This is a genomic window from Clostridium sp. OS1-26, assembly GCF_030915445.1.
In the GTDB taxonomy this organism is placed as follows: domain Bacteria; phylum Bacillota; class Clostridia; order Clostridiales; family Clostridiaceae; genus Clostridium_AM.
Window position 1 is genome coordinate 4,035,821 of sequence record NZ_CP133264.1, and the last position, 11,826, is coordinate 4,047,646.

Annotated in this window: 11 protein-coding genes; 7 read left to right on the top strand and 4 right to left on the bottom strand. The window is 32.9% G+C overall.

Annotated elements, in window-relative coordinates; genetic code table 11:
- Positions 1–7 precede the first annotated feature (7 nt).
- Both gcvPB and RCG18_RS19960 read left to right on the top strand, forming a co-directional pair.
- Positions 8–1,570 carry an aminomethyl-transferring glycine dehydrogenase subunit GcvPB gene (gene gcvPB, locus RCG18_RS19955; RefSeq protein ID WP_308037776.1) on the top strand — a complete coding sequence of 521 codons (1,563 nt, stop codon included), beginning with the start codon at positions 8–10 and terminating at the stop codon, positions 1,568–1,570.
- A 17-nt stretch (positions 1,571–1,587) separates the two neighbouring features.
- Complete coding sequence (locus RCG18_RS19960; protein WP_308037777.1) at positions 1,588–2,700, top strand: ATP-NAD kinase family protein; 1,113 nt, start codon at positions 1,588–1,590, stop codon at positions 2,698–2,700.
- Positions 2,701–2,871: 171 nt separating this feature from the next.
- Here RCG18_RS19960 and RCG18_RS19965 read toward each other — a convergent pair whose 3' ends face one another.
- The 3 genes from RCG18_RS19965 to RCG18_RS19975 form a co-directional block, all read right to left on the bottom strand.
- Positions 2,872–3,750, bottom strand: coding sequence for a YitT family protein (locus RCG18_RS19965; protein ID WP_308037778.1), 879 nt, complete (start codon positions 3,748–3,750; stop codon positions 2,872–2,874).
- Between the two features lie 111 nt (positions 3,751–3,861).
- A complete protein-coding gene (locus RCG18_RS19970; RefSeq protein ID WP_308037779.1) occupies positions 3,862–5,046 on the bottom strand; it encodes an ABC transporter permease in 1,185 nt (394 codons plus the stop codon).
- A complete protein-coding gene (locus RCG18_RS19975; protein WP_308037780.1) occupies positions 5,036–5,767 on the bottom strand; it encodes an ATP-binding cassette domain-containing protein in 732 nt (243 codons plus the stop codon). Before RCG18_RS19975 ends, RCG18_RS19970 begins: the two co-directional genes overlap by 11 nt.
- A gap of 197 nt (positions 5,768–5,964) precedes the next feature.
- Here RCG18_RS19975 and RCG18_RS19980 point away from each other — a divergent pair, with 197 nt between their 5' ends.
- The 4 genes from RCG18_RS19980 to RCG18_RS19995 all read left to right on the top strand — a co-directional run bounded on the left by RCG18_RS19980 (position 5,965) and on the right by RCG18_RS19995 (position 10,462).
- On the top strand, positions 5,965–6,513 hold the full coding sequence (locus RCG18_RS19980; RefSeq protein WP_308037781.1) for an XRE family transcriptional regulator: 549 nt from the start codon (positions 5,965–5,967) through the stop codon (positions 6,511–6,513).
- Between the two features lie 179 nt (positions 6,514–6,692).
- The gene (locus RCG18_RS19985; protein WP_308037782.1) at positions 6,693–9,062 is read left to right on the top strand and encodes a formate C-acetyltransferase/glycerol dehydratase family glycyl radical enzyme; all 2,370 of its coding nucleotides are present in this window, start codon (positions 6,693–6,695) and stop codon (positions 9,060–9,062) included.
- 95 nt (positions 9,063–9,157) lie between these two features.
- Positions 9,158–10,063, top strand: a complete 906-nt coding sequence (locus tag RCG18_RS19990; protein WP_308037783.1) for a glycyl-radical enzyme activating protein — start codon at positions 9,158–9,160, stop codon at positions 10,061–10,063.
- Positions 10,064–10,234: 171 nt separating this feature from the next.
- Positions 10,235–10,462, top strand: coding sequence for a hypothetical protein (locus RCG18_RS19995; RefSeq protein ID WP_308037784.1), 228 nt, complete (start codon positions 10,235–10,237; stop codon positions 10,460–10,462).
- A 338-nt stretch (positions 10,463–10,800) separates the two neighbouring features.
- Here the strand turns inward: RCG18_RS19995 and RCG18_RS20000 are convergent, their stop codons facing one another.
- Complete coding sequence (locus tag RCG18_RS20000; RefSeq protein ID WP_308037785.1) at positions 10,801–11,043, bottom strand: hypothetical protein; 243 nt, start codon at positions 11,041–11,043, stop codon at positions 10,801–10,803.
- Between the two features lie 264 nt (positions 11,044–11,307).
- On the opposite strand from RCG18_RS20000, the gene RCG18_RS20005 reads away from it, so the two are divergent.
- Entirely contained in the window at positions 11,308–11,670 is a 363-nt protein-coding gene (locus tag RCG18_RS20005) for a VOC family protein (protein WP_308037786.1), read from the top strand.
- The last annotated feature ends 156 nt before the right edge of the window (positions 11,671–11,826 follow it).

Consider the following 11,826-nt stretch of genomic DNA (forward strand, 5'->3'; position numbering starts at 1 on the left):
TATTGTAATGAAAAGAATTGATAGAAGCAATACACTAAGAAAGTTTCATCAGGCAAAATGGGATGAGCCAGTAATATTTGAGCTTAGCAAGAGCGGCGAAAGAGGAGTACTTATACCAAAAGCAGAGAAAGAAATAGTGTCTTCAATTGGAGATGGTGTATCAAAAATTCCTGAAAGCATGAAAAGAGAGGACTCAGTAAACTTACCTGAAATCTCACAGGTAAGAGTTTTAAGGCATTATCTTAGATTATCACAGGAAACACTTGGAGCAGATCTTAATGTGGAAATAGGCCAGGGAACTTGTACTATGAAGTACAGTCCTAAAGTAAATGAACAATTAGCTAGAATGTCAAAGGTTACAGAACTTCATCCTCTGCAGGAGGAGAGCACAGTTCAGGGGACTCTTGAAATAATGTATAAACTAGATCATATGATGAGAGAAATTTCTGGTATGGGGAGATTTTCATTCCAGCCAGGTGGTGGAAGCCAAGCAATTATGACTATGGCATCAATTATAAAGGCTAAGCATATTTTTACTGGTGAAGATAATAAAAGAGATGAAGTTATAACAACAATCTTCTCACATCCATCAGATGCAGCAGCGGCAGCTTTAAAAGGATATAAAATAATAACAATCTATCCTGATAAGGATGGATATCCAGATATAGAAGCACTAAAACATGCAATTTCAGATAGAACAGCAGGACTTATAGTTGCAAACCCTGAAGATACAGGAGTATATAATCATAAAATAAAGGAATTTACAAGGCTAGTACATGAAGCCGGCGGAGTATGCTGCTATGATCAAGCTAATGCTAATGGATTATTAGGTGTAACAAGAGCAAAAGAAGCAGGTTTTGACATGTGTTTCTTTAATTTACACAAGACTTTCTCAAGTCCACATGGCTGTGGCGGCCCAGCTTGTGGAGCAGTTGGAGTGACAAAGGAATTTGAGCAGTTTTTACCTGTTCCATTAGTGGATTTAAAAGATGACAGCTATTTCTTAAACTATAACTTACCAAATAGCATCGGTAAGGTAAGAGCATTTTATGGAGTGCCACAGGTAGTTTTAAAAGCATATTCATGGATTATGAGTCTTGGTGCTGAAGGACTATATGAGGTTGCAAAGATTGCGGTGCTTAATAACAACTATTTATTTAAAAAGGTTCTTCAAATCAAAGGTGCAAGTGCTCCATTTATTGAAGGAAAGCAAAGAATTGAACAGGTTAGATACAGTTGGGAAAAACTTACAGAGGATACTGGTATCACAACAGAAAATGTCCAAAATAGAATGTTTGATTTTGGACTGCACTATTGGACTAGTCATCATCCATACATTGTGCCACAACCATTTACTCTTGAGCCTACAGAATCATATTCAAAAGAAGATCTTGATGAATATATTAATGTATTAACTGAGATTTCAAGGGAAGCCTATGAGGAGCCAGAAATCCTTAAAAATGCTCCACATAATAGTGTTGTCCATAAAATAGATGATTCAGAATTTGAGGACCCTGAAAAATGGGTGCCAACCTGGAGAATGTATTTGAAGAAGACAGAAAATTATTAGTAGTTAGGATGAGTGCTATGAAAAAAGTAGGATTAATTATAAATCCAATCGCAGGAATGGGTGGAAGAGTTGGCCTTAAAGGAACAGATGAGTCAGAAATTGTTGAAAAGGCCCTAAGGCTTGGAGCTGTCCCCGAGGCTCCAGAAAAGGCAACAAAGGCATTAAAGGAATTATTAATACTCAAGGATGAGATTGAAATTTTAACTCTTTCAGGTGAAATGGGTGGAGTTGAAGCAGAAGAGCTGGGTTTTAAAGTGAAACTAATAGGTAATATATTTTCTGATAAAACAACCCGAGAGGATACTATTAGTGCTGCTAAAAAATTGCTTGAGGAAAATGTGGATTTGCTATTATTTGCAGGTGGTGATGGAACTGCAAGAGATATTTATAAGGCAGTAGGAACCAATCTTGTAGCTATAGGAATTCCAACTGGAGTTAAGATGCATTCTGCAGTATACGGAGCTACACCATCTAAGTCCGGTGAGTTAGCACTACAATATCTACAAAATAAAATTCGAAAAGTACAGGATGTAGAGGTAATGGATATTGACGAAGAAGCTTTTAGACAGGGGATAGTTACCGCAAAACTTTTCGGATATTTGAAGGTACCTTCAAGTAAAAAATTTTTACAGGGGCTTAAATGTGGAGCTATTTTAAATGAGGAAGTATCAAAGGAGGCCATTGCTGTAGATATAATAGATAATATGCAGGAGGATGTTTATTATTTAATTGGCCCAGGCAGTACAACAGTTCCAATTATGAAAAAACTCAATCTTCCATATACATTGCTTGGTATAGATGTTATCTATAATAAAAAAGTTATTCAGCTTGATGCAACGGAAGAACAAATCTTAAACATAATCACTGATAAGCCTTTTAAAATTATTGTTACTCCAATTGGTGGACAGGGATATATATTTGGAAGGGGTAATCAGCAAATTAGTCCTAGGGTAATAGAAAAGTCAGGTAAAGAAAATATAATTGTAGTAGCAGTAAAACAAAAAATATACTCACTGGGAGGTCAGGAATTTCTAGTGGATACTGGTAACTCTGAAATAGACAAGATGCTTCAGGGATATATAAATGTTGTAGTAGGGTATGGTGAAAGAATAATTTATAAAATTGGATAATGAAAGTTTAAAACGCAATAGAGTAAAATTTTTATTAAAGTCTGAAGTAATTTGTTTGCTTAAATATTTACTAAGTGTAGAAAATATCTCAATAAAAAGCAGGTATAAGAATTAAATGATTCTTATATCTGCTTTTTTTAATATAAGAGTATTGTGAAAAAGAAAGGAATTTTAAACATCATCAATAAGACTATCAAAGCCAGAACCCTTGCCCCAAACAGATATAACAGGAATAACATTTACAAAGGCATCTGCATCCTTGTGGGCTATAAATCTTTTAATTAACATAGATTCACGTGGGGAGCAAATTGTAACCAACTTAGTTCGGTTCAGATTCATATAGCCACCCTTAATTTGATAGGTACTAACCCCTCTTTTTATTTTATGAAGTATATAATCTGTTATCTCCTCATATTTTTCACTTATTATTTCTATTTGGACCTTTTTAGAGCCAAATCCAAAAAGGACTGTATCTATTGCTTTCATAAGTATTATTTGAGAGATAACTGCATACAAGGCTATATTCATACCATAAATAATGGCTGAAGATATAATTATTGCACCATCAATACCAAGTAAAATCTCACTAATACCAATAAAAGGGAAAAATTTATAATGAAAGATTTTTGCTAAGGTGTCAGTTCCACCAAAAGAAAATCCTCTTTTTAGTATAAGTCCACAACCTAGTCCACTTATTATTCCGTAGTAAACTGAGGCTAGCATTAAGTCATTGTGTATAAAAGAAATATGCAACTTATCAAAGATAATTAGAATTATTGGAAAAAATAGAGATACAGTCATTATTTTAAATCCTTCTCTTTTTCCAAGAGTCATCCATGCGATAGTAAGCACCAATATTGATAGCGCATAGTAAATGTAGGTATACCTTATGTGTATTAACTTGTCCGTTATGATTGATATACCAGTAATTCCTCCAGTGATTAAACCAGCTGGTTTTAAAATTGAAGTAGTTGAAAATGCGCAAAGTATGCATCCAGTTATTAAAAATACTAAGTCCAGCGCAAGTTTTTTATAGTCAATTTTTTGCATATTACCACCCTCTATAATGATTTCATACTGGACTAGTATATCACAGGATACTTTAATATAACATATGTAGAATATTAAATTTATGTTAAGGCATCTGAAAGAAAATTCACATTATGCTCTAAAAATAACATTTTCTTTACTAAACATGTATCTCGAAAATAAAACTGCAGCAACTATATATACTATCATCCATCCAAAGGTTATAGCTATATGTGTTGTATTATGTATACCCACTAAAAACTCTTTTGTTAAACAAGAAACATTAGCTAAAGGTATACTAAAATAATAAGTTTCTATACTTTTACCATCCTTCATCATTGTGGCATAAACTAATATCATAGCTATTATTGTAACAGGACTTAAGTAGGTTTGAGCTTCCTTTGAAGATTTTGCATAAATGCTTATAGATAGACCTAAGGCTCCAAAAACCATTGTTAGCATTATAGGTAAAATCAATATTAAAAGGATAGTTCCTATTCCAATGTTAATGTCCTTTGCGTTTTGAAATATTCCATTAGGTTGGTTCATAGTAATAAGCAATCCGACTAAATACGCTAATGATACTATCATTCCCATTATAGTAATTGCAAGAAATTTACCCCAAAGTAAAGACATTCTGCTTGCTTTAGTAGTTAAGAGTGGTTCTAAAGTACCTCTTTCTTTTTCAGCTACGCCTAACTCCAAAGATGGTGCCACTGTACTACTAACGCTTCCTATTATCAATAACAAAGGTATCATAATATTAAGCATTAACATTCCGGCACCGCTTTCCTTTTTGGCTATAGTATCTTCTATAACGTTTATTGGTGTCAATATTTTTGAATCTATATTTCTTTTTTCTAATCTATTTGAAACTATATATTTTGAATATTTAGTTATGTAAGAATCTAATATTTCAACAGCCCGCATACCATCACTGCTGGAGTTATCATAAGTTAGTGTAATATTTTCACTCATATCCTTACTTATGGTCTCATCGAAACCTTCTGGTATAGTTATTCCTGCTAAGATTTTACCATCTTTTACATCCTGTTTTATATTATTAGAACTAACTATTTTTATATTCTTTTGTGCTTTTAGAAATTCTGTAAAATTGCTATTGCCTTTATCAACTATAGTTATTCTCAAATTATTTTCTACATTTTTATAGCTGTTGCTTGTGGCCTTTCCAATAACGAATGAAAATATAGGGAGAATAAGCATAGGGATTAATATGCTCATTATTATTGTCTTTTTGTCTCTAAACAAATCTAAAAGTTCTTTTTTTAATACTACAGCTATAATATTATTTTTCATTTTTATCACCTACTAACTTCATGAATATTTCTTCCATGTCATTATTATTGTATTTAGATTTTAGACTTTCTATAGTTCCTGTTTCTATAATTTTTCCTTTATGAATTATTATAATTCTATCGCAGAGTTTTTCCACTTCAGCCATACTGTGGCTTGAAAATATAACAGCTTTGTTATCTAATTTACATTTTTTTATAAAATCCTGTACTATTCTAGCTGCAGTAACATCCAAGCCTGATGTTGGCTCATCAAACAATACTACTGATGGATTATGTACTATGGACCTAGCTATAGAAATTTTTTGTTTCATCCCTCTTGAAAATTTACCCACTCTTCTATCTAAATATTCCTTCATCTCAAGATTTTCTGCTAAATATTCTATACTTTTTTCTGTCTCTTCTTTTGACATTCCATTAAGTTCGGCAAAATATTTTATATTTTCTCTTCCGGTCAATCTATCGTAAAGCCCAACTTCTCCACCGAAAAGTATTCCTATTTCTCCTCTCACCATTTCAGGGTCTTTATTTACATCATAATTGTTTATTAAAGCTGTTCCTGATGTAGGCTTGAGCATAGTTGCAAGCATTCTAAGTGTAGTTGTTTTTCCGGCTCCATTTTCTCCAAGCAGTCCTACTATTTCGCCGTTATTAACTTCAAAGCTAATATTATTTACAGCTGAAACTTCCTTAAATGTTTTAGTCAATGATTGAACTTTAATCATATTTTTCCTGCCTTTCTTTTGTATTTAGAACTAATAATAACTATTATAGTAATTAACTAAACTACTGGCAAACATATTTTGTCAGCAATTTGAATTAACAGAATAAAAATTTTTGAATTTTGTATGTTATAGTGTATAATATATGTTATAATATACTCGTAATAAAAAATGACAACATTAAGAAAGGTTGATCTAAATTGAAGGATCCAACATATAATATAGGTTCTGTTTTGAAAAGAGTGCGATTTGAAAGAGAATTGACTTTAGAAGAAACATCTAATATAACTGAAGTAAGTAAAGCAATGCTAGGTCAAATCGAAAGAGGCGAATCAAATCCTACAATATCGGTGTTATGGAAAATTTCTACCGGTTTGCGTATTTCATTTTCTGAGTTATTAGGAAGTGAAGCGAATAATTACGAAGCGGTATCAATAGATGACATAAAACCGGTATATGAGTCAGATGGGAAAATGCTATTATATGATGTATTTCCTTTTAATCCAATGTCAGGATTTGAATACTTTTATATTAAACTACTTCCAGGTGCTGAACATGCTTCTACGCCACATCAAAGTTCAGTAGAAGAATATATTGTGGTAACAAAAGGTACACTAAAGCTCACATTGGAAGATCAAACTTTTGAACTTGCGGCTCCAGCAGCATTAAGATTCAAACCAAATAAGAGTCATATTTATAGTAATCCCTATGATACTGAAGTCATATTTCAAAATGTAATTAAATATTAAAATTGATCTAGAGTATTATGGGGTTTCTAGGCGGTCAGTTAACATATACATTTGTATAAGCTAACTTTCTAGCTAGTTTCCCTATAAAGAGATACTCTGGATTAATTTTAAAAATCTTGTACGTTATAACGCATAAAATATGTTATAAGATAAATATGTGAAGATGAAAGGAGATAATTATGATTACAGAAAGAATCGAATCCGCAAGACAGAATTATATCAATGCAAAGCCAGCAATTTCTTATGAGAGGGCAAGAATTTGGACAGAGTCCCACAAGAAAACAGAAGGGGAATCAGTTGCTATTAGAAGAGCTAAGGCTTTTAAGGACACTTGTGAGCAAATTCAGGTTACAATTTTTGAAGGAGAGCTGATTGTCGGTGCTATTGGCGAATTTAGAAAATGTGGTATTTTAACTCCTGAGTTCTCATGGACATGGGTAGACAGAGAAATGGATAACTTTGATAAAAGAGTCCAAGATCCATATGTTATGACAGATGAACAAAGAGCATTTGTTAGGGAAAATATATTTCCTTATTGGAATGGAAAATCTTTAGAGGAGGCATTTTTAGCCCAATTATCTAAAGAGACTGCAAAAGTTGCTGTTGATACTGGTATAGTTGATAATGATTCAAAATGGAGGCAAGCTGTTGGTGAAATAACACCAGACTATCAAGATGTTTTATTTAAAAAAGGCTTTGGTGGAATTATTAAAGAGGCAAAAGAGCATATGTCAAGGCTTTCTCTTACTTCAGCAGAAGATATGAAAAAGAAAGACTTTTACAATTCAATTATAATCACCTCAGAAGGAATTATTACTCTTGCAAATAGATATTCTGAGAAAGCTAAAGAAATGGCTGAAATAGAAAATAATGTTGTAAGAAAAGATGAACTCTTAAAAATAGCTGAAATATGTAGTAAAGTACCAGAGAATCCTCCTACAACTTTTTACGAAGCTATTCAATTCCTTTGGTTTACTCAAATTGGTGGAATAATATCTGAGAATCCTTTGGCACTAAATATCGGAAGATTTGACCAGTTCATGCATCCATATTATAAAGCTGATATGGATAAAGAAATAATGACAAAGGATCAAATTCAAGAGCTTATCGAGGCACTTTGGATAAAGTTGTCTGAGTGGGTTTGGACAATTTCTGCCAATACTGCTGAGTTCTTTGCCGGTTACAATCAATTCCAAAACCTCACAGTTGGCGGAAAGACAAGAGAAGGTAAGGATGCTACAAATGATCTTTCATATATGTGTTTAAAAGCTACTGAAAGAGTAAAAACCCATCAACCAGGACTAAGTGTTAGAGTTCATCAAGATTGTCCAAGCAGCTTTTTAGAGGAAGTTACTCATCTAGTAAGTAAAGGCACTGGATTTCCGGCAATTCATAATGATAATGCAGGTTATCAAATGCTTATAAATGCAGGTTACGAACCAGAGGATGCTAGGGACTGGAATAACTGTGGTTGTGTAGTGCCTCATTTTCGCAAGACTGGTGAATGGACTTCAGCAGTAAACATTAATTTTACTGCAGCTTTAGAATTTGCATTAAATAAAGGCAAAAGCAGGATTACTGGTGAAGAAATAGGGTTGGACGAAAAAGATCCAGTAAACTTTACATCCTATGAAGAAGTTGAAGAAGCTTTCTATAAACAGTTTGATAATTTAATTGAACACTCAATTATAGCCACTTTAGTAGCACAAAAACTCCATAAGGAGATGGTTCCAAGACCATTTTTATCCTCATGCATAGAAGAGTGTATGATAAAAGGAAAAGATCTAGTTGATGCTGGTGCTAAGTATAATCTAGGTCCTGTGCTTACCGGAATTGGCCTTGCTGTTACATCTAATTCATTAGCTGTAATAAAGAAACTTGTTTTTGAAGATAAGGTTACAACAATGGAAACCTTAGTGAAGGCCCTTGATACAAATTGGGAGGGTTATGAAGAGTTAAGAAGGCTGGCTCTATCTGTACCTAAGTATGGAAATGACATTGACTATGTAGATGATATTGCTATTAAAATGGCAAATCATTATTACAAAGAAGGGCATAAATATAAAGATATTAATGGCAACAACTTTAACACTGCCTTTATGGGAATTTCTAACTATCTTCCAACAGGAAAAGTTGTTGGAGCAACTCCTTGTGGTAGAAAATCCAAGGAACCATTATCAGAAGGGGTATCACCTTTTGCTGGGTCTGATACTTCTACACCACTTGCAGCTATGCGTTCAGCGGCAAAGCTTAATCAGGATGTACATTCTGGTGGAACTTTATTAAATCTAAGATTAAATGAAGATTTAGTAAATACAAAACGAGGGCAGAGTAACTTAGGTTCTATGGTTCAATCCTTCTTTTCTTTAGGAGCCTTCCATGTTCAATTTAATACAATATCTACTGAAACACTACGTAAGGCACAAGAAAATCCTGAAGATTACAAGGATTTATTAGTTAGAGTTGCAGGGTATAGTACACAGTTTGTTAATTTATCAAGATCAATGCAGGATGCAATAATTGCAAGAACAGCTCATGAAAATTATTAAAATTATAGGGTTGCAGTTTGAAAGTTAACTTAAACCCCGGACTACGTCTCCAAGCGTCAGTCCGTTAAAAAATTTTTTGAGTAGGGGGAATTAATATGGACAGTATAAGTGGATACTTTATGGAACCACAAAATTTTTCTGTAAATGATGGAGAAGGAATAAGAACAATAATTTTCTTTGCTGGCTGTCACCTTAGATGTCAATGGTGTTCCAATCCAGAAAGTTACACAAATTGTAACAAGATTGCACACTATGAAAAGACATGCATAAAATGTGAAAGGTGTGTAAAAGCATGTCCCCATGGAGTGGGAATAAACTTAAACAATAACCTTGAACAGAAAAAATGCAAAGCCTGTGGGTTTTGCGTAAAGGAATGTCCGACAAATAGCAGAAAAAATTTAGTTTATCATTATAGCAGTGAACAAATATTAAAAATAATTGAAAAGCAAAAAATATTTTACAGGCATTCAGGCGGAGGTGTTACTTTTTCAGGAGGCGAAGCAACACTGCAGACAGATATGCTGAGAGAACTTGTATACAAACTTTATGACCAAGCTGTAGATTTAGCCATTGAGACATCAGGTTACTTTAATTTTGATGAGATTAAGGACATATTGAAAAAAATGAATTTAATATTTGTAGATATAAAGCATATGGATGATAATAAACATAGGCTTTATACAGGAGTTAGTAACGAGAAGATATTAAAAAATATATGTAGACTTAATGAATTAAAAGTACCTGTAGTAGTTCGAATACCGATAATCGATGGAGTGAATTCAGATATAGAGAATATTAGAAAAACTGCTAAATTTGTTAAAGATAATATAGATGCTCCTAAATTAGAGCTGCTACCATATCATTCCTTTGGTGATAGTAAATATGAAGCCTTAGGATTAGAAAAACCGCCAAGACAGTTTAAAACTCCATCACAGGAAGATATAGGGAAGCTATGTAAAGTAGTTGGGAGTGAAGGGGTCGAGGTAGTCAGCTACAAGTAAGTGAATCGCTTACTCCTCTGACGTAAGGAATTAGTTCACAATCTTCTTGGATTGTTCAAATATCGTAAATTCATGATTAATGAACCTTACAAATAATTTTTTTCACTTTCCCCATAAAAAATAAGCAAAAACAGATTAACTTGCATTTAATATAATAAAGGGGGGAGAAAAATGTCTATTATAGAGTCTTCAAGTCCAGAAGAACTATCAATCTTAGCTAGTGCTGTTGCTATTTCACTAGCAAGAGATAAGACAAGTAATGAGATAAATGTACTTGGTAACTTTACAGCTGCAGTAGGAGCCAGACCATTAACAATTGCTGCACAACAGGAAAGTATAAACACCCTACAAGATAAAAAACAACAACTTAAAGATTTAAAGAAGGAACTAAAACGTTAATAGTTAAGAAGGCATTAGAGCTAAGAGGTTACCTTTCTTACTTTAATGTCTTAATAACTTTAGTTACAAATTTAGATGCAGGATGAGTCCTACTACAAATAGAAAATGACGAACGATATTACTCTGAAAATATTATACAATAAGTATAAGGAAAATTGCCTAATGATTGTAGTGAGGATTACATACTGTGTGGCAACAGTAAAGCACTTGGTTAACTCCAGGTGCTTGTTATATTTAAAATATGTAGTTGTTAAGAAGATTAAAGAAGCACACCAGGAACAACTGGTGTGCTAGGATTCTTATTAATGCTAATCCCATTAGTCTTAATATCTTTCGGATTAGAAGAAAAATGGGAAGAAGAATGGCGATGGAAAAAAGAAACGATCATCAAAACGTGGATGTCTACGTCTACGCCTACGTCTTCTACGATGCCTTTGTCTGTATCCTGGATCATCAGATTCATCTAAATCGTAATATTCATCTGGATCATCATATTCGTATGAATCGTAGTATTCATTCCTCATAGACATTGCATAGTTGCATAGAGGGCAAGAATACATGGGATAAGTAGGAGAATTCATATTTCTAGGCTGATAGTAATTTTCAATTATGTCTTCATTATTGTCATTGTAGTGGTCTGTGATATTCATGAGATACCTCCATAGATTTTACTACAATATTATATTATGCATAAATACATAAATTGTTACAGAAAGTCAAATTTATTCTGCTAATCTTCTTCTTGATTAACATTTACATAAAGAATATAGAATAATAATTGATGAGATGTTAATAGAGGAGTAAAATATTATCAAAGGATTTTTTTATATTGAGGAGGAGAAATTATGAAATTTTGTTGGACTACATTAATGGTTAAAGATTTAGAGGAATCTCTAAAATTTTATCAGGAGATAGTTGGGCTCAGTGTAGATAGAAGATTCAAGGCAGGTCCGGGGGTAGAAATTGCATTTTTAGGAGATGGAGAAACAAAGGTTGAGCTTATGTGCAATGAAGCTTTGAAAGAAGTAAGCTTTGGACAGGATATTTCTCTTGGATTTGAAGTAAATTCAGTAGATGAAATTATGGCACTTGTTAAAGAAAAAGGTATAGATATTCATAGTGGACCATTTCAGCCCAATTCACATACGAAGTTCTTTTTTGTATTAGATCCAAATGGATTAAAAATTCAGTTTGTAGAGAACGCCTAAAAAACATATATGAAGCTAAAAGGTTCAATAAAATGTGATGAAATTCATCACATTTTTGTTTTATCAAATATATTTTATGAATAAATCCATGGACATTTTTATCAATGTGTACTTTACACTATTAGTTATCTGTAAATATAGATTATATTATTTATA

Bases quoted from the DNA above. Each gene is read 5' to 3' on its own strand.
- gcvPB (WP_308037776.1), top strand. From the start codon at position 8: ATGAAAAGAATTGATAGAAGCAATACACTAAGAAAGTTTCATCAGGCA.
- RCG18_RS19960 (WP_308037777.1), top strand. From the start codon at position 1,588: ATGAAAAAAGTAGGATTAATTATAAATCCAATCGCAGGAATGGGTGGA.
- RCG18_RS19965 (WP_308037778.1), bottom strand. From the start codon at position 3,750: ATGCAAAAAATTGACTATAAAAAACTTGCGCTGGACTTAGTATTTTTA.
- RCG18_RS19970 (WP_308037779.1), bottom strand. From the start codon at position 5,046: ATGAAAAATAATATTATAGCTGTAGTATTAAAAAAAGAACTTTTAGAT.
- RCG18_RS19975 (WP_308037780.1), bottom strand. From the start codon at position 5,767: ATGATTAAAGTTCAATCATTGACTAAAACATTTAAGGAAGTTTCAGCT.
- RCG18_RS19985 (WP_308037782.1), top strand. From the start codon at position 6,693: ATGATTACAGAAAGAATCGAATCCGCAAGACAGAATTATATCAATGCA.
- RCG18_RS19990 (WP_308037783.1), top strand. From the start codon at position 9,158: ATGGACAGTATAAGTGGATACTTTATGGAACCACAAAATTTTTCTGTA.
- RCG18_RS19995 (WP_308037784.1), top strand. From the start codon at position 10,235: ATGTCTATTATAGAGTCTTCAAGTCCAGAAGAACTATCAATCTTAGCT.
- RCG18_RS20000 (WP_308037785.1), bottom strand. From the start codon at position 11,043: ATGAATTCTCCTACTTATCCCATGTATTCTTGCCCTCTATGCAACTAT.
- RCG18_RS20005 (WP_308037786.1), top strand. From the start codon at position 11,308: ATGAAATTTTGTTGGACTACATTAATGGTTAAAGATTTAGAGGAATCT.